Below are 18,981 nucleotides of genomic sequence, written 5' to 3' on the forward strand. Positions count from 1 at the left end.
ACAGACCCGCCCCCGTCGCCGGCAAGCCGGCTCCTACAATGATTTGCACTTATCAGACATTTGCCTGACCTCACGTCAGCACGGCCGTGTTCGGCCCGAAAAAAGACCTTTGCAGGAGCAACTCAATGAGCAAACCCGATAAAACCCCTTCGACGCCGGGCAACGAGCCGTCGCGGATTCGTGAAGGTTTGCCCTTCCCCCTTGGCGCCACCTGGGACGGCCTGGGTGTCAACTTTGCCTTGTTCTCGGCCAACGCGACCAAGGTCGAACTGTGCCTGTTCGATGATTCCGGCGAAGTCGAGCTGGAGCGCATCGAACTGCCGGAATACACCGACGAAACCTTCCACGGCTACCTGCCCGACGCCCACCCAGGGCTGATTTACGGCTACCGCGTGTATGGTGCGTATGACCCCGCCAACGGCCACCGTTTCAACCACAACAAATTGCTGATCGACCCCTATGCCAAGCAGTTGGTGGGCGAATTGAAATGGTCCGAGGCGCTGTTCGGCTACACCATCGGTCACCCGGACGACGACCTCAGTTTCGACGAACGCGACAGCGCACCCTTCGTGCCCAAATGCAAAGTCATCGACCCGGCACACACCTGGGGCAACGACCAGCCGGTGCGGGTGCCGTGGGACCGCACGATCATCTACGAGACCCACCTGCGCGGGATCAGCATGCGCCACCCTTCCGTGGGCGAGTCCGTACGCGGCACCTGCGCTGGCTTAATGGAAGACGACGTGCTCAAGCACATTCGCCAGTTGGGTGTGTCGTCAGTCGAGCTGCTGCCCGTGCATGCCTTCGTCAACGACCAGCATTTGCTGCAAAAAGGCATGACCAACTATTGGGGCTACAACAGCATTGCGTTTTTCGCCCCCGACCCGCGCTACCTGGCCAGCGGCAAGATCGCCGAGTTCAAGGAGATGGTCGCGCACCTGCATGAGCAGAAGCTCGAAGTGATCCTCGATGTGGTCTACAACCACACCGCCGAGGGCAACGAGCGTGGCCCGACCCTGTCCATGCGCGGTATCGACAACGCTTCGTACTACCGCCTGATGCCGGATGACAAGCGTTTCTACATCAACGATTCCGGCACCGGGAATACCCTGGACCTGAGCCATCCGTGCGTGTTGCAGATGGTCACCGACTCCCTGCGTTACTGGGCCAATGAGATGCACGTCGACGGTTTCCGCTTCGACCTGGCGACCATTCTTGGCCGTTACCGCGATGGTTTCGATGAACGTCACAGCTTCCTGGTCGCTTGTCGTCAGGACCCGGTATTGCGTCAGCTCAAATTGATCGCCGAGCCGTGGGACTGCGGCCCCGGCGGTTATCAGGTGGGCAACTTCCCACCGGGCTGGGTGGAATGGAACGACCGCTTCCGCGACACCGTGCGTGCTTTCTGGAAAGGCGATGACGGCCAACTGGCGGACTTTGCCGGGCGCATGACCGCTTCGGGCGAGATGTTCAACCATCGTGGCCGTCGTCCCTACAGTTCGGTGAACTTTATCACCGCCCACGACGGCTTCACCCTGCACGACCTGGTGTCGTACAACGACAAGCACAACGAGGCCAATGACGAAAACAACCAGGACGGCAGTAACAACAACCTGTCCTGGAACCATGGCGTCGAAGGGCCGACTGACGATCCGGAAATCAACGAACTGCGCCTGCGCCAGATGCGCAACTTCTTCGCCACCCTCCTGCTCGCCCAAGGCACGCCAATGATCGTGGCCGGTGATGAGTTCGCACGCACTCAGCACGGCAATAACAACGCCTATTGCCAGGACAGCGAGATCGGCTGGGTCAACTGGGACCTGGACGACGACGGCAAGGCCTTGCTCAAGTTTGTGAAGCGTCTGATCAAGCTGCGCCTGGCTTATCCGATTCTGCGGCGTGGGCGCTTTCTGGTGGGCGACTACAACGAAGACATCGGCGTGAAGGACGTCACCTGGCTCGCGCCGGATGGCAATGAGATGACCACCGAACAGTGGCAAGACAGCCACGGCCGCTGCCTGGGCATGTTGATGGATGGCCGCGCCCAGGAAACCGGGATACGCCGTGCCGGCGCCGATGCCACCTTGCTGCTGGTGGTCAATGCCCACCACGACATGGTCAATTTCCGCCTGCCGCCGGTGCCCGAAGGCGAGTTCTGGACCTGCATGCTCGACACCAACTCCCCGGCGGTACGTGGCCAGGAACGCTTTGATTTCGATCATGAGTACGCGGTGACTGGCCGTTCGTTGTTACTGTTTGAATTGCAGCGTGAAGACGAGGTGTGAAATGGCACTGCATGGATTCCTTCAAGGCTACCGGGGCTATGCGGACACGCAAGCCCTGGGCGCGGCCCTGAAGGCGCTTCAGGAGGAAGGCCTGGACCAGCTGCCCTTACCGGGCAGCGGTCAGACACTGGAACGGTTCAGCCGCTTGGCACAGGTGGCTGCCCATGACCTGCGCTTGTGCAAGCTGTTCGAGGGCCACACCGACGCGTTGGCAATCATTGCCGAACTCAATAGCCCCTTACCCCCCTTGGGCAGCATTTGGGGCATGTGGGCAGCTGAGCCACCCACCGCCAAGGTGCGCGTTTTCAAAGATGGCCATCGCCTGAAGGTACAAGGGCGTAAAGCCTGGTGTTCCGGCGCGGCGGTGGTCAGCCATGGCTTGCTGACGGCCTGGGACGAAGAAGACCGCCAGCAGTTGGTGGCGGTGCCTATGGATCAACCCGGTATCGTCGTGACGGACGAAGGTTGGAACGCCGTGGGCATGGCCGCCACCGGCAGTGTGGAAATAGTGTTCGACGAGGCCTGGGGGCTGGCCGTGGGCGGACCGGCTGATTACCTCGCGCGACCCGGTTTCTGGCAAGGCGGCATTGGCATTGCCGCCTGCTGGTACGGCGCGGCCCAACGCCTGGCAGAAGTCTTGCGTGAGCAGTGCAGCAAACGCCCCGAGCCCCACGCCCTCGCCCACCTCGGGGCGGTCGACAGCGCACTGAACAGCGCCGCTTGTGTACTGCGCGCCAGCGCGGAACAGGTCGACCGCGAACCCAAGGCCAATGGCAGGTTGCTGGCGCAACAGACTCGGGCCTGTATCGAGGACACCGTCGAACAAGTGATTCACCACGTCGGACGCGCTGTGGGTGCGGGGCCGTACTGCAAGGATCCGCATTTCGCCCAGTTGATGGCGGACTTGCCGGTGTATGTACGCCAGAGTCACGCCGAGCGCGACTTGGCCGGCCTTGGCGAGTTGGTCGCCGGCGAACCCACAGGGAGGTGGCAGTTATGAAACCCAATCCAATCGTTGGCCAAGGCACGCCGCTGCATCGTTGGCAGGCATCGCCAAAAATGGCCGAGCTGCCGCCGATCAGCGTTGCGCAATTGGTTCCCGAAGGCCACCGGGCGGTGATCATCGCCCCCCATCCGGATGATGAAGTGCTGGGTTGTGGTGGCTTGATGCAGGGGCTCGCGGCACTTGGCCGTCCGATCCAGCTGATTTCGGTGACCGATGGCAGCGCCAGTCATCCCGGCTCGCGGCGTTGGCCGGTCGAGCGCTTGAGTGTCGTGCGCCCCCAGGAATCGGCCCAGGCGCTGCATCGTCTCGGCTTGCCGCTGCACAGCCTGAAATGGCTGCGTGCGGGGTTTACCGACAGTAAGGTGGCGGCGCGGGAGGATGAACTCGCAGCGTTTATCCAGCGTTACCTCAAACCCACCGACGTGGTATTCACCACCTGGCGCGAAGACGGTCATTGCGATCATGAAGCCGTCGGCCGTGCCAGCGCCAAGGCGTCCCTTGCGGTCGGCGCAACCCTGTATGAACTGCCGGTGTGGACCTGGCACTGGGCAACGCCCGAAGATAACCAAGTGCCTTGGTACCGCGCCCGCAAGATTCCATTGACCTGTGAAGCGGTAGCCCGCAAACGCCACGCCATCCATGCCTTCGCCAGCCAGTTGGAGGGTGATCCGCAGATCGGCCTGGCGCCCGTGCTGGCGCCCTATGTAGTGGAGCGCCTTCTGCAGCCCTTTGAAGTGGTATTCGTATGAGTGTGGCCACACCGTATTTCGACCAATTGTTCGCCAATAACGACGACCCCTGGGCCTTTCGCCAACGCTGGTACGAACGGCGCAAACGCGCGTTGACCCTGGCGCTGCTCACCCGGCCACGTTATGCCTCGGTGTTCGAGCCCGGTTGCGCCAATGGCGAACTCAGCTTCGAACTCGCGCCCCGCTGTGACCGCCTGCTGTGTTGCGACACGGCCTCGGCCGCCGTCGCCCTGGCACGCAGTCGCTTGCTGGGCTTTGCGCATGCCCAGGTGCAGCAAAGCCGTTTGCCCGAACAGTGGCCTGCGGGCCAGTTCGAGCTGATCGTATTTAGCGAATTGTGTTATTACCTCGACGCCGATGACCTGAGCGAGCTGGTAGATCGTGCTCGCGCTTCGCTGACCGACAACGGCCAAGTGCTGGCCTGTCACTGGCGCCCCGCCATCGAAGGTTGCCCACAAACTGCCGAGCAGGTGCACACCCTGCTCCATCAGCGTTTAGACATGCCTCACGTCTGCAGCCACCACGAACACGACTTCCTACTCGACTTGTGGAGCCGTGACGGCACTTCGGTCGCCACCCTAGAGGGCTTGCGATGATCGGCATTCTGATCCCGGTACATAATGAGGAGGCCTTGCTGGCGGACTGCCTGAGCGCGGCATTGATCGCGGCCAGCCATCCAGGTTTACTGGGTGAGGAAGTGACTGTATTGGTTGTACTCGACAGTTGCAGCGATGACAGCGCCGTGATTGCCCAGGCCTACCCAGTGCAATGCCTGGAAGCCCAGGCGCGCAACGTGGGACACGTACGTGGCGTGGGCGCACGGCATCTGCTCAACCAGGGCGCACGTTGGATCTCCTGCACCGACGCCGACAGCCGCGTGGCGCCTGATTGGCTGGTGGCCCAATTGGCGCTGGGGGCCGATGCTGTGTGTGGCACGGTCACCGTGGACGCCTGGGGTGAAGGTTTCGACTCTGCAGCGCAGATTCGCTATAACCAGGCTTACGAGGCGCGGGACGGCCATCGGCACATCCACGGTGCCAACCTGGGTGTAAGCGCTAGCGCTTATGTCCGCGCCGGTGGCTTCGAACCCCTGCCGTGCCATGAGGATGTGCAATTGGTGCGTAACCTGGAGTTGTGCGGCGCCTCCATCGCCTGGAGCCATACCCCGCAGGTGATCACCAGTGCGCGCCTGGACGCCCGCGCTCAGGGTGGTTTCGGTGATTACTTGAAGACCCTGATGCACGCTACTTGGAAAAAACGACATTACAAAATGTAAAACCGACAGATCCTTGTCTATGCTGATGACGCCTTGCTGGCGTTCCAAGGGTGGAGTGCCATGCAACCACTGCGGCGGAGCCTGTAGTGGATAGAAGAGTGTCGTCCCGTCAACGGACCACGACCCAGCATCAATCGACAAGGATGTGACACCCCATGAAGCTTGCTTCCTTAAGCGACGGCCGTCGCGGCCCCGAGCAAATCTGGAACAGCGCCCCGCAGTTGGCGCAAATCCCTCCTATCTCCCCGTCCTCATTGGTGCCACCCGGCGCGCGTGTGGTCATCATCGCCCCCCATCCCGGTGACGAAGTACTGGCCTGTGGCGGCCTGCTGCAATTGCTCAGTACATTGGAGCATCCACTGCAACTCATCTCGATCACCGATGGCAGCGCCAGCCACCCAGGGTCCGACGTCTGGCCCGCCAGCCGCCTGAGCGTGGTACGGCCCCAGGAAAGTGTCGAGGCCCTACGCCGCCTGGGCATGCCCTTGCACAGCCTGAAGTGGATTCGCGGCGGCTTCTGTGACGACGCCCTCGCCGGCCGCGAGGCGCAACTGAGCCAATTCATCGCGCGCTACTTGCAACCGGGCGATGTCGTGTTCAGCACTTGGCGCAACGACGGCAATGACGACCACGACACCGTCGGCCGCGCCAGCGCCAACGCCTGCAGCCTGGTGAGCGCGCGTCTGTATGAACTGCCGATCTGGGCCTGGCACTGGCCCGCTCGGGAAGGCGCAATCATCCCCTGGCAACGTGCACGCAAGGTGCGCCTGGACACGTGGACCGTCGCACGCAAGCTCCATGCAGCCCATGCCTATGCCAGCCAGTTGGCTGGCGACCCGCAGATCGGCCTGGCACCGATGCTGGCCCAGGTGCTGCTGGAGAGAATGCGTGAACCCTATGAGATCGTGCTGTCTTAGCCGCCGATTCGTCCTACCTTGCAGCGGCTGCTGAAGGGGTGACTTGGGGATTCTCAATTCAACGTCTGCAAGGTTTGTATCGCAGTGTGTACAGAGCTCACTGCGATACACAGCCTTTAACTCAACGGGTTTCCTGAAACAGGCCAGATACAGCCCGGCGTTCAACTGAGCACCCGGCACACATCCAGCCGCAGGAGGCTCGCCATGCATACTCAGTTGACTCGCCGTTTCAACCGCCAATCCCTTTTCCTGGCCGTGGCCTTGTCGCAATTCGGCATTCTGGGCATGGCCCGAGCCGAAATGCCCGAGGCGCCTACCCGCGCCGTCGCCAGCCCACAAACCGCCTTCGGTGCCCTCAAGCACGTCAAGGCCGGCCTGCTGGACGTGGCCTACGCTGAAGTTGGCCCGGCCACCGGCCCGGTGGTAATCCTGCTGCATGGCTGGCCCTACGACATCGACAGTTACGCCCAGGTCGCACCGCTGCTGGCGGCCAAGGGTTATCGCGTGCTGATCCCCTATGCCCGGGGTTATGGCGGTACGCGTTTCCTCTCGGACAACACCCTGCGCAACGGCCAACCGGCTGCCCTGGCCAGTGACGTGATCGACTTCATGGACGCGCTGAAGATCAAGCAAGCCGTACTCGGTGGCTACGACTGGGGCGCACGCTCGGCCGACATCGTTTCGGCGCTGTGGCCGGAACGGGTCAAGGCGCTGGTGTCGGTCAGTGGTTACCTGATCGGCAACCAGGCGGCGGGCAAGAACCCTTTGCCGCCTAAAGCTGAACTGCAATGGTGGTATCAGTTCTACTTCGCCACCGAGCGCGGTGCAGCCGGCTACCAGAAAAACACCCACGATTTCGCCAAGCTGATCTGGCAACTGGCTTCGCCGCAATGGAAGTTCGATGACGCCACCTTTGACCGCAGCGCCAAGGGCCTGGAGAACCCGGATCACGTCGCGATCACCGTGTTCAACTACCGCTGGCGCCTGGGCCTGGTCCAAGGTGAGACGAAGTACGATCCCCTGGAGCAGAAACTCGCCCAAGCGCCCTCGATTGGCGTGCCGACCATCACCCTCGAAGGCGATGCCAACGGTGCCCCGCATCCGCAGCCCGAGGACTACGCCAAACGTTTTACCGGCAAGTATGAGTTCCGCCTGATCAACGGCGGCGTGGGCCACAACCTGCCTCAGGAAGCGCCCGAAGCGTTTGCCAAGGCGGTCATTGATGCGGATCACTTGTGACCGAATGCGGCGCCTTGATCCAATGGCCCCCCTTAAAGCGTGAAAACTGATAAGCAACCCCCAGCCAGATAAACCAGGCCGGCATCACGCACAGCGCCAAGCGTGTATCCGGCCGCAACGCCAACAGGCCCAGCACAAACGCGAGAAACCCCAGGGAAAACCAGGCCATCGGCACACCGCCGGGCATCTTGTAGAGGGATTTGGCGTGCAGGTCCGGACGCTTCTTGCAGTAGGCGATGTAGGACGCCAGGATCGTCGACCAGGTAAAAATCACCAGGATTGCCGACACTGTCGACACGATGGTGAAGGCGGTCATCACCTCTGGCACCACAAACAGCAGCACCAGCCCCAACAGCATCAGCAATGTCGTAAACGCCAGGCTGATAAACGGCACGCTGCTCTTCGACAAACGCCGGAAGATCCCCGGCGCATCTCCCAGGTCAGCCAGGCCGAACAACATACGGCTGGCGGAAAACACGCCGCTATTGGCCGACGACGCCGCGGAGGTCAGCACCACGAAATTGACGATGCCCGCCGCGGCCGGAAAACCCGCCACCAGGAACAACTCAACGAACGGGCTTTTGCTCGGCGAGACTTGCTGCCATGAGGTCACCGCAATGATGCATGCCAGAGCCAGCACGTAGAACAGGATGATGCGCAACGGGATCGAATTAATCGCCTTGGGCAAGGTTTTTTCCGGCGCACGGGTTTCGGCGGCGGCAGTGCCGATAAGTTCGGTGCCGGCAAAGGAGAAAATCGCCATCTGGAACCCGGCAAAAAAGCCGAACAAACCATTGGGAAACGCGGCCTGTTTATCCAGCAAGTGCGTCAGCGAAGCGGTGACGCCCGTCGGCGAGACAAACGAGCTGGCGATCAACACCACGCTCACCCCAATCAAGGTCACTATGGCGATGATCTTGATGATCGCGAACCAGAATTCCACTTCGCCAAACAACTTCACCGTCAGCACATTCAACGCAAACAGCGTAAGCAACATGCCCACCGCCGGCATCCAGGCCGGCACATGGGGAAACCAGTACTGGAAGAAGCCACCGACCACCACCGCATCCCCCACTACCGCCACGCTCCAGCTCAACCAATACGACCAGCCGAGAAAGAACGCCGCACGCGGCCCCAGATAGGCGCCGGCAAAGTCAGCGAAGCTCTTGAAGTTCAGGTTGGACAGCAGTAGCTCGCCCATGGCGCGCATCACGAAATACACGAAGAGCCCGATGATCATATAGATCAGGATGATCGAGGTGCCGGACAGCGCAATGATCTTGCCGGAGCCCATGAACAGGCCGGTGCCGATTGCACCACCCATGGCCATCAGTTGGATATGGCGGTTGCTCAGGGTGCGTTGCAACGCTGGCTTTTCACAAAGCCCGGACGTGGTTGTTTTCATCACAAAACCTCTTGTTATGTTTTTGAGTTTTGGCAGAAGAAAAGACGACGGGTTGTTGTTATCGGGTGCTGCTTTCGAAACCGTGCAGCACGTTGACGGCGTTGATGCCGATTTCATCGACCATGTAGCCGCCTTCCATCACGAACAGGGTGGGCACGCCGACGCTCGCGATGATTTCGCCCATGCCGAGGAAGTCCTGGCTGTCGAGCAGGAAGTGGCTGATGGGGTCGTCCTTGAAGGTGTCGACGCCGAGGGAGATCACCAGCACCTCGGGCGCGAAGTCGCGCAGTTGCTGGCACGCATTGATCAAAGCGGTCTGGTAGTGCGCCCACGTGGTGTTTTTCGGCAACGGATAATTCAGGTTGAAGCCCTCCCCTGCGCCCGCGCCGCGTTCACTGGCCGCGCCGGAAAAGTACGGGTAAGAGACTGCCGGATCACCATGCAGGGAAATGAACAACACGTCCGGGCGGTCGTAGAAAATATTTTGCGTGCCGTTACCGTGGTGGAAATCCACATCCAGCACCGCCACGCGCTTGGCGCCTTGAGTAATAGCCTGCTGCGCGGCAATCGCTGCGTTGTTGAGGTAGCAATAACCGCCCATGTATTCGCGGGCTGCGTGGTGACCTGGTGGGCGGCACAGGGCGAATGCACTGTGATGCCCTTCGTCGATCAGCGCCAGGCCGGTCAAGGCGATATCGGCGCTGGTTCTGACCGCATCCCAGGTGGTGCGGGTAATCGGCGAGCCGGCGTCCATGGCGAAGAAACCGAGCTTGCCGTCGATGAAGTCCGGGACTTGATGGTTGGCCAGGTCACGCACCGGCCACACCAGGGGCAATGCGTCATGGCTACGGCCAATGGCGGTCCATTCGGCCCAGGCCGACTCGAGGAATGCCACGTAGCGTTCGCTGTGGGCGTTGACGTAACAGGCTCGGTCAAAGCGGCGCGGCGTGATGATATCGCCCAGGCCCACCTGCCTGACGCGATCGCGCACGGTGTCGGCGCGGCTGGGTTGTTCGAACGACGGTTTGAGCACGCCGTCCTTCAGTTCAGTGCCGTGGTGCAAACGGTGGGCTTCGCTAAAAACAGTCAACATGGGTGGGCATCCGCCAGTAAAAGACAGGGTCTATTTTGTTCTGGCAGCCTTGGGCTTTCTTTGCTTTTATTTGCGGTGCTGTTAGTTTTATCGGGAATATTTACCCCTACAGCGCCTAGTTATGAAAAATAAAACCAAGCAGGTCGTTCTTGACGACACCGATCTCGCCATCCTCGCGCTACTGCAGGAAGACGCGAGTATTTCCAACGCGCAGTTGAGCGAGCGTCTATCCCTGAGCCTCACGCCCTGCTGGCGTCGGCGTAAACGCCTGGAAGAGGAAGGTGTAATCAAAGACTACCAGGCTAATCTCGATCGCAAGCTGCTCGGGCTGAACATCATGGCGTTCGTGCATGTGCGTTTCGCGATCCATACCGATCATGCGCCGGATGCGTTCGAAGCGGTGGTGAAGGAGCTGCCGCAGGTGCTGTCGTGCCACAAGATCACCGGTGATGCGGATTACCTGTTGCAGGTCCTCGCGGAAGATCTGGACAGCTACAGCGAGTTTGTCGAGAGCGTGTTGCGGCGCCAGTTGGGGATTGCGTCGATTCAGTCGAGTCTGGCGCTGAGGGAAGTCAAGGCGACGAGTCGGGTGGCCATTTCAAGGCGTGAATAGTCACCCATGAGATCGCGTTTGCTGGGGCTGATGTGGCAAATCGCTGTCAATCAATTGTGAAAAAAACGTTAACTAATTCTCTCTGAAGGCTTTTTCCTTCGAACTCAATCTGCCACACTGATGCGAATAATTATCAACATCTTTATTATTCGCCATGGAAGGCATTCGGGGAGAGTCAGTTCCATGTCTGTGCAACAACACGGCGGCAAAGGTTTTTCACCCAGTCTGATGGCGTTGGCTGTCTGTCTTGCAAGTTCAACGGCGGCCTTTGCCGCTGAGGCGGAAAAAACCGCCCCGCTCGAATTGGGTGCCACCCAGATCAGCACTGAACAGCTGGGCCAGACCACCGAAGGCACCCAGTCCTACACCACCGGCGAGATGGCGACCGCCACCAAACTCCCGCTGACCATGCGTGAAACACCCCAGGCCGTCACGGTCATCACCCGCCAACGCATGGACGACCAGGCCATGACCAGCGTCAACGACGTGGTCAAGAACACGCCCGGCCTGTTCCTCAGCCAGTCCAGCGGTCCTGGCCGGCAGACGTACAGATCGCGTGGCTTCGACATCGACAACATGATGTTTGACGGCATCCCCAGCTCCTATTCCGGCTACGCCAACAGCGTGCAGCCCAACCTGGCGATGTTCGACCGTGTAGAAGTGATCCGTGGCGCCACCGGTCTGGTGACCGGCGCCGGCAACCCTTCGGCGGCGATCAACTTTGTGCGCAAGCGCCCGACCGCCACGCCGCAGGTATCGATCACCGGTGCCGCCGGCAGTTGGGACGATTATCGCGGCGAATTCGACGCTTCCAGCGCCTTGAATGACAGCGGCACCCTGCGTGGCCGCGTCGTAGGCTCCTACCGCGACGCCAACAGCTTCCGCAAAGGCGAAGAAAGCGATCACGGCCTGTTCTACGCCATCGGCGAAGCTGACCTCAGCGAAAACACCACCGCCACCCTGGGTTTCTCGCGCCAGGAAGACCAGACCAACTTCTTCTGGGGCGGCCTGCCCATTGGCGCCGACGGCCATCACCTGAACCTGCCCCGCTCCACCAACCCCGGCTCCGACTGGGAAAACAAGAAGCTGACCATCGACACTGTCTTCGGTGATATCGAACATCGCTTCGCCAACGACTGGAAGCTCCACATCGCAGGTTCCTCCTCTCAGCTGGACGGTGTGTTCACCGGCACCTACCAGTCGCGCTACCAGACCACACTGGCGCGCACCGCCTATCAATCGCACCAGGACGACAAGCAGTACGGCCTGGACACGTTCCTCAGCGGCCCGGTCGAAGCGTTCGGGCGCACCCATGAAGTGGTGATCGGCACCAGCAAGCGCATCTACGACGCCACGTCCAAGGAATACAGCCCCTACGACACCAATTACCCGCTCAATGGGGCAAAACCGGACTTCGTACGTGACGGCAAAGGCCATAGCATCACCACCCAGGACGGCGTTTACCTGACCACCCGCCTGAACCTCGCAGACCCGCTCAAGGTGATCCTCGGCGCGCGCGTGGACTGGTATGACTACGATGACCGCCAAGGCGACGGCGACTACAAAGTCACCCGTAACCTCACGCGCTACGCCGGTGTGATCTACGACCTGAACGACCAGTACTCCGTCTACGCGAGCTACACCGACATCTTCACACCGCAGACAAGCCGCGACTTCTCGGACAAGCCACTGAAGCCTATCGTCGGCGAAAACTATGAAGTCGGTATCAAGGGCGAATACTTCAACGGCGCGCTCAACGCCAGCCTGGCGGTGTTCCAGATCGACCAGAAAAACCGTGCGACCCTGCCCGAGAGCCAAGCCGGTTGCCCGATCATGGCCTGCTACGAAGCGTCTGGCCTGGTACGTAGCCAAGGCATAGACCTTGAGCTGCAAGGTGCACTCACCGAAAACTGGCAGGTCGGCGGCGGTTTCACCTACACCCGTGCGCATTACATCAAGGACACCAATGCGGCCAACAACAACCAACGCTTCGACACTGACACCCCGGAACGCCTGTTCAAACTCACCACCTCCTACCGCTTCCAGGGCCCACTGGAAAAACTGCGCATCGGTGGCAACGTCTACTGGCAGAGTCGCATGTACAACGATGTGGTCCTCGCCAACAGCAATACCTATCGCCTGGAACAAGGCAGTTATGCCGTTGCCGACGTGATGGCCGGTTACCAGGTGAACAAACACCTGGACCTGCAGTTGAACGTGAACAACATTTTCGACCGCACCTATTACTCGGCCATCGCCACCAGCCCGATCTGGGGGTCGACCGACACTTACGGTAACCCGCGCAGCTTTGGCGTCACGGCCAAATACAGCTTCTGATCGTGATCCGATCAACGGCTACCCGCCCGGGTAGCCGTTCCTCAAGTCCCGCCGCCGGATGCCGATAACCGTTTGGCATCACTGAATCCAATAAAAACCAAAAACACCTGATTCGCTCCACCCTGCCCCTCACTTTGATTCGGCCAGACCACAGGGAGTAAGTGTGAATGCCCACCCGCGCGCGTTTTTTCGAGCACTACCGTAAAGCTGACCGCATCATGCTGGCGTTGATCTGGTTGATGTTCCTGTTCTCCCTAGGCTTGGCGTTCTGGCATGACACCTTGATGCAAGCCGCCATGATCGGCGGCGGCACCAGCGTGGTGCTCACGGCGCTGTACCGTGCGATAGGCAGCACCCGCGTGATGCGTTGTGCCCTCGGCGCGGGCCTGATGGTCATGGCGGCACTGCACATCAACCAGGCCCAGGGCGTGATCGAATCGCACTTCGGGATCTTCGCGCTTTTGGCGGTGCTGACGTTTTATCGTGACTGGCTGCCGATCCTGGTCGCCGCCGCCACCATCGCCGTGCATCACGTGGTGTTCCATGCCCTGCAACACCAAGGCTTCCCGGTGTTTGTGATGGAGCATCACGGTGGCTGGACCATGGTGTTCGTCCACGCCTTCTACGTGGTGATGGAAACCGTCGCCCTGCTCTACCTCGCTGTGCACAGCCAAGCCGAAGCGGTCGAGAGCCAGGAAATGCTGGAGAAGATGCTCGCAGTCACGTCCCAATTCAGCGCGCAAACCACCCAAGGCGAAGGCAAGGTGCATGTGTCGTTGGCCAAGCGCTTCGACCACTTCCTGCAACAGATCACGCACCTGATCGACGGCGTCGCCCGCGACTCCCACGGCCTCGGCCAACTCGGCCAGGAACTGGCCAGCGCCAGCGGCACCCTGGAAAAAGGCGCTCGGCACCAATTGGCGCAGATCACCCAGATGACCGGCTCGATGCAGCGCATGGAAGACGCCATGGGCCACATCACCGTGCACGTCGAGCAAGCGGTGGACCACGCCGGCAAGGCCAGTCAACAGATCCAGCGCGGCCAAGAAAGCGTCAGCCGTGCCCAGCAGGAAATCACGCAGTTGGCCGCCCGCCTGAACGGCACCCACGAAACCGTGCAGGGCCTGGCCGTGCAAGCCGAGCAGATCGGCAGCGTGCTCGAAGTGATCAACAGCATCGCCAACCAGACCAACCTGCTCGCCCTCAACGCGGCTATCGAGGCCGCCCGCGCCGGCGAGCAAGGCCGCGGCTTTGCCGTGGTCGCCGACGAAGTGCGCAGCCTCGCGCAGCGCACGGCGGTGTCCACCCAGGAAATCAAGACCATCATCGAAGGCCTGCAACACGGCAGCCGCCAGGCCGTGGAAGCCATGCACGACAGCCGCCAAGGCGTGGAGCGCTGCGTGGAAGACAGCCAGGTGGCCGTCGACATGCTGCGCGCGGTAGGCAATGACATCGCGCACATTGACGACCTGAACGGCCGGATCGTGACCACCACCCGCGAACAGACCACGGCGAACCTGGAGATTGTCGGGCGGTTGCAGTCGGTGCAGAGCATTGCGCAAAGCACCGCCGACGATGTGGAAACCCTGGCGCGCAGCAGCGAGCGATTACCGCCGATTGCAGTGCGGCTGGATGCGTTGGGCAGACGCTTCCATCAGTGAAACTTCAGGGTCGTCATACCCCAAAGTTGAACGCGATGGAGATCCGCGGCCGCGTCCCCTCAAAGCGTCGTACCGAATGCATCAACCAGGACGGAAACATGATCAATGTCCCGCTGCTGGCAACGCAGGTGCTGCTGAACCCGGCGGTCAGGCAATCCTCGACCCGCATGCGCAAGGCGGGATTGTAGGTCGAGGCCACCATGCCTCGCGGATCAACGAATTCCAGGTCGCCGCCGACGGTGGCGTCCTCTTCACGGCCTCCTGCATCGACCCAGTAAACGCCCGACCAAAATGCGCCAGGGTGCCCATGCAGCGCATTGCTGTGGCCCGCCTCGTTCACATTGACCCACGCGTTGAGTTTCCACTCGAAACCGGGCACGGTTAATCCGACGCCTTCGTGATGAACCGCGGTCAGTTCAGTGGCGAACTGCGTGGCGAATGCCACCAACGCGCCGCAGGCGTCCCCACCCCACGCCTGAAAATCGTTCGCGGATTGCCAGCCGCCATCGTTGCTGCGCTGGGCGCCGCACTGGTCCTGGGCCATGCGGTGGGTGACGAGCGCTTTGAGCTCGGCGTTGAGCGTGTCGGCGTTCGGGTATTGGATGCTGGCCAAGGGCGTTGTGAACAGCCGCCGGATGTTGATCAGCTCCGGATTCAAAAGATTGTCGCTCGACTGCATCGGGTACTCATCATGTTTGCCATTAGCCACAAACCATAACGGCATCAAAGGTTCAGCGATGTAAACCATTGTTAAAGTCTTAACCAAAGTTGCGCACACGCTCCTTGCCTCACCTGGCCCAATTCCTGCCTCCCCCAACTCGACCAAGTCGCTACTGACTACGCGGACGACTCTTTTGGGCCCCGCCGCCCAACCGCCTGCCCCGATAATCAACCATCCCCGCACCTATCCCGAGGCCTCACCCCATGACGAGCCCATCCACCGAACAGGTCAGCCCCCAGACCTTGCGAAAGGTCATTATCGCCGCCGGCATCGGTAACTTTGTCGAATGGTTCGACTTCGCCGTCTACGGTTTCCTCGCCACCACCATCGCCCAGCAATTCTTCCCCAGCGGCGACGCCAGCGCGGCATTGCTCAAGACCTTCGCCGTGTTTGCCGTGGCGTTTGCCTTCCGGCCGTTGGGCGGGATTTTCTTCGGCATGCTCGGCGACCGCATCGGCCGCAAACGCACGCTGGCCATGACCATCCTGTTGATGGCCGGCGCCACCACCCTGATTGGCCTGCTGCCGACCTACGCAGCCATCGGCGTAGCGGCGCCGATCCTGTTGTCGCTGATTCGCTGCGCCCAAGGGTTCTCCGCCGGGGGCGAATATGCCGGGGCCTGTGCCTATCTGATGGAGCACGCGCCCAGTGACAAGCGCGCCTGGTACGGCAGCTTCGTGCCGGTGTCGACGTTTTCCGCCTTCGCTGCCGCCGCGGTGGTGGCGTATGCGCTGGAAGCGTCGTTATCCGCCGAGGCGATGGGCAGTTGGGGCTGGCGCTTGCCGTTCCTGATCGCCGCGCCACTCGGCCTGGTGGGGCTTTACCTGCGCTGGAAGCTGGACGAGACGCCCGCCTTCCAGGCCGTGAAGGAAGAACACACGGTGGCCCACTCCCCGCTCAAGGAAACCCTGCGCAACCATGGTGCGGCGATCTGCTGCCTGGGCGCTTTTGTGTCACTGACGGCGCTGTCGTTTTATATGTTCACCACGTATTTCGCGACCTATCTGCAAGTGGCGGGCGGCTTGAGTCGGGCGATGGCGTTGCTGGTGTCGCTGATTGCGTTGATTTTCGCGGCGGCGATTTGCCCACTGGCGGGGCTGTATTCGGATCGGGTCGGGCGTCGTGTCACCGTGATGACCGCCTGTGTGTTGTTGATGGTCGTGGTGTATCCGTCGTTCCTGATGGCCAGCTCCGGTTCGTTCGCGGCATCCATTGTCGGCGTGATGCTGCTGGCGGTGGGGGCCGTGCTGTGTGGGGTGGTCACGGCAGCCTTGCTGTCGGAAACGTTTCCGACCCGCACGCGCTACACCGCCTCGGCGATCACCTACAACCTGGCCTATACGATCTTCGGCGGCACCGCGCCGTTGATGGCGACCTGGTTGATCAGCACCACGGGAAGCAATCTGTCACCGGCGTTCTACCTGATTGCCGTGGCGTTGCTGGCGTTGGCGGGTGGGTTGGCGTTGCCGGAGACGTCGCGGATTTCCCTGCATGACGTGGGTGCTGAGGAAAAAGACGTCGCGCCGGTGTTCTCGCGCTAAGTTCCAAAACAACGATGAGCAGGTGTGACAGCGCTGTGTCAGCCGATGATGATGTCGGCAATACCGCCGCCTTCGCAGCCTCGCCGGGGCTCGACAGCTCCCACAGTTGGGCGCTGTTGTGGCTGAAATTGCGACAGCAGCCAAAACCGAAATCCCACCCACAACATACATCCCCTGTGGGAGCCGTCGAGCTTTAGCGAGGCCGCGAAAGCGGTGGGTCAGCCGATGGAGATGCAAGCAATACCGCCGCCTTCGCAGCCTCGCCGGGGCTCGGCAGCTCCCACAGTTGGGCGCTGTTATGGCTGACATTGCGCCCGCTGCCTAGATTGAAATCGAGCTGCCTGACACAGCCGCACCCACGAGTCGCGCTGAACACAGGTATGATCCAGGCTTACCCGGCACAACTGGACCCACCCTGATGCCCGTATCCCAAACCCGCCCTTCCCCCGCGCCGTTGCTCAAACATGGCGAAACCGTGGTGCTGTTCGATGGCGTGTGCAAGTTGTGCAATGGTTGGGCGAGGTTCCTGATCCGTCACGACCGCCAACAACGCATACGCTTGGCGGCGGTGCAATCCCCCGAGGGCCAGGCGTTGCTGGCTTGGGCGGGGTTGCCCCTGGATCAGTTCGACACACTGGCGGTCATTCGTAACCACCACTACTGGATGCGTTCGGACGCCGTGTTCGAAATCATTGCGCAACTGCCTGCCGCGTGGCGTCCATTGCTGCTGTTGCGCATCATCCCGCGCAGGCTGCGGGATTGGGCTTACGACCGCATCGCACGCAATCGCTATCGGATTTTCGGGCGGTACGACACTTGTCTGTTACCGCATCCAGACCATGAACAGCGTTTTCTGAAGGCGCCGCAGTGAACCCTTTGGTGCGCATCTGCTAAACCGCCGCAGCCATGCGTGCTCGAGAACCCCAGGCGAACGTCACGACCATCAGCAACCCCAAGCCCGCCATCGCCGCGCCGGCCAGGGAAATCGCCGGGTAGCCCAGCCCTGCGTTGATCACTGCGCCACCCACTGCTGCGCCAATCGCGTTGCCGAAGTTGAAGGCGCCGATGTTCACGGCCGAGGCCAGGTTCGGCGCATCCTTGGCCGCTTCCATTACACGCATCTGCAACGGCGGCACGACGGCGAAGCTGGCGATACCCCAGATGAGGATGCTCACCGCAGCCGGTATCGGCCAACGCATCAGGAGTGCAAAGGCCAGCAGGACCAGAATCAGTGCGCTCAGCGAGACGATCAGGGTCCGGTCGATCGACCGATCTGCCGCCTTGCCACCCCATATATTGCCCAGGGTCAACCCGACGCCGAACAGCACCAGCATGGCCGTGATAAAGGGGGTAGACGCATGGGTCTCGTTGCTCAGGATCGGCGCGATATAGGTAAACACGGTGAACATAGCACTGGAACCCACCACGGTCAGGGCCAGTGCCGCGAGTACCGAACCGCGCCCCAACACCTTGATTTCGGCCAGCACACCGTCGCTTTTCGGCAGCGGCAGGTTAGGCAGCGCGAACCACAGCGCGACCATGGTCACCAGGCCCAGTCCGCCAATGCCCCAGAACGCCGTACGCCAGCCAAGCAGTTCACCAAACCAGGTCGCCAGTGGCACGCCACCAATGGTCGCCAGGGTCAGGCCCATAAACATCGCGGCGACGGCTCCGGCGCGCTTGTCCGGCGCGACCACACTGGCCGCGACGATGGAACCGACGCCAAAAAACGCGCCGTGGTTGAGAGAAGTGATGACGCGGGCAATCAACAGGTCGTAATAGCCGGTTGCAAGCGCCGACATCACGTTACCCAGGGTGAAAATGGCCATAAGCCCGACCAGCAAGTGACGACGGGGAATCTTGCCGGTGGTCAGGATCATCAGTGGCGCGCCGAGCAATACCCCCAGGGCGTAGGCGCTGACCAACAGCCCCGCAGTGGGAATCGAAACGCCAAGGTCATTGGCGATGGTGGGCAACATGCCCATGGGCGCGAACTCAGTGACGCCAATGCCAAAGGCACCGACAGCAAGGGCTACAAGGGGTGGATTGATACGCATGGAAGACTCCTCATTTATGCCGCAAATGCTACGATCAACGCTTTAGCGGCACTAGACCGTTTAATTGGCAATCACCTTTGC

At 61.2% G+C, this 18,981-nt stretch carries 16 protein-coding genes; 12 read left to right on the plus strand and 4 right to left on the minus strand.

The features are described 5' to 3' along the window. The first annotated feature begins 125 nt into the window (after positions 1-125). The 7 genes from glgX (at position 126) to WH299_RS14100 (ending at position 7,472) form a co-directional block, all read left to right on the plus strand. Positions 126-2,285 carry a glycogen debranching protein GlgX gene (glgX, locus tag WH299_RS14070; protein ID WP_028616295.1) on the plus strand — a complete coding sequence of 720 codons (2,160 nt, stop codon included), beginning with the start codon at positions 126-128 and terminating at the stop codon, positions 2,283-2,285. Between the two features lies 1 nt (position 2,286). Further along, complete coding sequence (locus tag WH299_RS14075; RefSeq protein ID WP_339550558.1) at positions 2,287-3,285, plus strand: acyl-CoA dehydrogenase; 999 nt, start codon at positions 2,287-2,289, stop codon at positions 3,283-3,285. Next, complete coding sequence (locus WH299_RS14080) at positions 3,282-4,040, plus strand: PIG-L deacetylase family protein (protein WP_339550559.1); 759 nt, start codon at positions 3,282-3,284, stop codon at positions 4,038-4,040. The genes WH299_RS14075 and WH299_RS14080 overlap by 4 nt, the downstream gene beginning before the upstream one ends. Further along, positions 4,037-4,636, plus strand: a complete 600-nt coding sequence (locus WH299_RS14085; protein ID WP_339550560.1) for an SAM-dependent methyltransferase — start codon at positions 4,037-4,039, stop codon at positions 4,634-4,636. The genes WH299_RS14080 and WH299_RS14085 overlap by 4 nt, the downstream gene beginning before the upstream one ends. Continuing rightward, entirely contained in the window at positions 4,633-5,316 is a 684-nt protein-coding gene (locus tag WH299_RS14090; protein ID WP_339550561.1) for a glycosyltransferase, read from the plus strand. The genes WH299_RS14085 and WH299_RS14090 overlap by 4 nt, the downstream gene beginning before the upstream one ends. A gap of 155 nt (positions 5,317-5,471) precedes the next feature. Beyond that, a complete protein-coding gene (locus WH299_RS14095; RefSeq protein WP_122727263.1) occupies positions 5,472-6,233 on the plus strand; it encodes a PIG-L deacetylase family protein in 762 nt (253 codons plus the stop codon). Between the two features lie 204 nt (positions 6,234-6,437). After that, positions 6,438-7,472, plus strand: coding sequence for an alpha/beta fold hydrolase (locus WH299_RS14100; protein ID WP_126570359.1), 1,035 nt, complete (start codon positions 6,438-6,440; stop codon positions 7,470-7,472). On the opposite strand, the gene WH299_RS14105 is transcribed toward WH299_RS14100, so the two are convergent. Then, positions 7,450-8,877 (minus strand): amino acid permease, encoded by a 1,428-nt coding sequence (locus WH299_RS14105; protein ID WP_339550562.1) that lies wholly within the window; start codon positions 8,875-8,877, stop codon positions 7,450-7,452. The two genes, WH299_RS14100 and WH299_RS14105, sit on opposite strands and share 23 nt — an antisense overlap. A gap of 58 nt (positions 8,878-8,935) precedes the next feature. After that, on the minus strand, positions 8,936-9,970 hold the full coding sequence (locus tag WH299_RS14110; protein WP_028616302.1) for a histone deacetylase family protein: 1,035 nt from the start codon (positions 9,968-9,970) through the stop codon (positions 8,936-8,938). 121 nt (positions 9,971-10,091) lie between these two features. On the opposite strand from WH299_RS14110, the gene WH299_RS14115 reads away from it, so the two are divergent. The 3 genes from WH299_RS14115 (at position 10,092) to WH299_RS14125 (ending at position 14,581) form a co-directional block, all read left to right on the plus strand. Then, the gene (locus WH299_RS14115; RefSeq protein ID WP_339550563.1) at positions 10,092-10,583 is read left to right on the plus strand and encodes an Lrp/AsnC family transcriptional regulator; all 492 of its coding nucleotides are present in this window, start codon (positions 10,092-10,094) and stop codon (positions 10,581-10,583) included. Positions 10,584-10,766: 183 nt separating this feature from the next. After that, complete coding sequence (locus WH299_RS14120; RefSeq protein ID WP_122727288.1) at positions 10,767-12,920, plus strand: TonB-dependent siderophore receptor; 2,154 nt, start codon at positions 10,767-10,769, stop codon at positions 12,918-12,920. A 167-nt stretch (positions 12,921-13,087) separates the two neighbouring features. Further along, complete coding sequence (locus WH299_RS14125; RefSeq protein WP_339550565.1) at positions 13,088-14,581, plus strand: methyl-accepting chemotaxis protein; 1,494 nt, start codon at positions 13,088-13,090, stop codon at positions 14,579-14,581. Between the two features lie 13 nt (positions 14,582-14,594). Here WH299_RS14125 and WH299_RS14130 read toward each other — a convergent pair whose 3' ends face one another. Next, the gene (locus tag WH299_RS14130; protein ID WP_339550615.1) at positions 14,595-15,260 is read right to left on the minus strand and encodes a TIGR02466 family protein; all 666 of its coding nucleotides are present in this window, start codon (positions 15,258-15,260) and stop codon (positions 14,595-14,597) included. A 245-nt stretch (positions 15,261-15,505) separates the two neighbouring features. On the opposite strand from WH299_RS14130, the gene WH299_RS14135 reads away from it, so the two are divergent. Both WH299_RS14135 and WH299_RS14140 read left to right on the plus strand, forming a co-directional pair. After that, positions 15,506-16,843 (plus strand): MFS transporter, encoded by a 1,338-nt coding sequence (locus tag WH299_RS14135; protein WP_122727296.1) that lies wholly within the window; start codon positions 15,506-15,508, stop codon positions 16,841-16,843. A gap of 418 nt (positions 16,844-17,261) precedes the next feature. Then, positions 17,262-17,714 (plus strand): thiol-disulfide oxidoreductase DCC family protein, encoded by a 453-nt coding sequence (locus WH299_RS14140; RefSeq protein ID WP_339550566.1) that lies wholly within the window; start codon positions 17,262-17,264, stop codon positions 17,712-17,714. A gap of 19 nt (positions 17,715-17,733) precedes the next feature. Here the strand turns inward: WH299_RS14140 and WH299_RS14145 are convergent, their stop codons facing one another. Next, entirely contained in the window at positions 17,734-18,900 is a 1,167-nt protein-coding gene (locus tag WH299_RS14145; RefSeq protein ID WP_122727300.1) for an MFS transporter, read from the minus strand. Positions 18,901-18,981: the final 81 nt, after the last annotated feature.

It is taken from the genome of Pseudomonas sp. MYb541 (assembly GCF_037479595.1).
GTDB lineage: Bacteria > Pseudomonadota > Gammaproteobacteria > Pseudomonadales > Pseudomonadaceae > Aquipseudomonas > Aquipseudomonas canadensis.

Bases quoted from the DNA above. Each gene is read 5' to 3' on its own strand.
- WH299_RS14090 (WP_339550561.1), top strand. From the start codon at position 4,633: ATGATCGGCATTCTGATCCCGGTACATAATGAGGAGGCCTTGCTGGCG.
- WH299_RS14105 (WP_339550562.1), bottom strand. From the start codon at position 8,877: ATGAAAACAACCACGTCCGGGCTTTGTGAAAAGCCAGCGTTGCAACGC.
- WH299_RS14140 (WP_339550566.1), top strand. From the start codon at position 17,262: ATGCCCGTATCCCAAACCCGCCCTTCCCCCGCGCCGTTGCTCAAACAT.
- WH299_RS14125 (WP_339550565.1), top strand. From the start codon at position 13,088: ATGCCCACCCGCGCGCGTTTTTTCGAGCACTACCGTAAAGCTGACCGC.
- WH299_RS14130 (WP_339550615.1), bottom strand. From the start codon at position 15,260: ATGCAGTCGAGCGACAATCTTTTGAATCCGGAGCTGATCAACATCCGG.
- WH299_RS14110 (WP_028616302.1), bottom strand. From the start codon at position 9,970: ATGTTGACTGTTTTTAGCGAAGCCCACCGTTTGCACCACGGCACTGAA.
- WH299_RS14095 (WP_122727263.1), top strand. From the start codon at position 5,472: ATGAAGCTTGCTTCCTTAAGCGACGGCCGTCGCGGCCCCGAGCAAATC.
- WH299_RS14100 (WP_126570359.1), top strand. From the start codon at position 6,438: ATGCATACTCAGTTGACTCGCCGTTTCAACCGCCAATCCCTTTTCCTG.
- WH299_RS14075 (WP_339550558.1), top strand. From the start codon at position 2,287: ATGGCACTGCATGGATTCCTTCAAGGCTACCGGGGCTATGCGGACACG.
- glgX (WP_028616295.1), top strand. From the start codon at position 126: ATGAGCAAACCCGATAAAACCCCTTCGACGCCGGGCAACGAGCCGTCG.
- WH299_RS14135 (WP_122727296.1), top strand. From the start codon at position 15,506: ATGACGAGCCCATCCACCGAACAGGTCAGCCCCCAGACCTTGCGAAAG.
- WH299_RS14080 (WP_339550559.1), top strand. From the start codon at position 3,282: ATGAAACCCAATCCAATCGTTGGCCAAGGCACGCCGCTGCATCGTTGG.
- WH299_RS14115 (WP_339550563.1), top strand. From the start codon at position 10,092: ATGAAAAATAAAACCAAGCAGGTCGTTCTTGACGACACCGATCTCGCC.
- WH299_RS14120 (WP_122727288.1), top strand. From the start codon at position 10,767: ATGTCTGTGCAACAACACGGCGGCAAAGGTTTTTCACCCAGTCTGATG.
- WH299_RS14145 (WP_122727300.1), bottom strand. From the start codon at position 18,900: ATGCGTATCAATCCACCCCTTGTAGCCCTTGCTGTCGGTGCCTTTGGC.
- WH299_RS14085 (WP_339550560.1), top strand. From the start codon at position 4,037: ATGAGTGTGGCCACACCGTATTTCGACCAATTGTTCGCCAATAACGAC.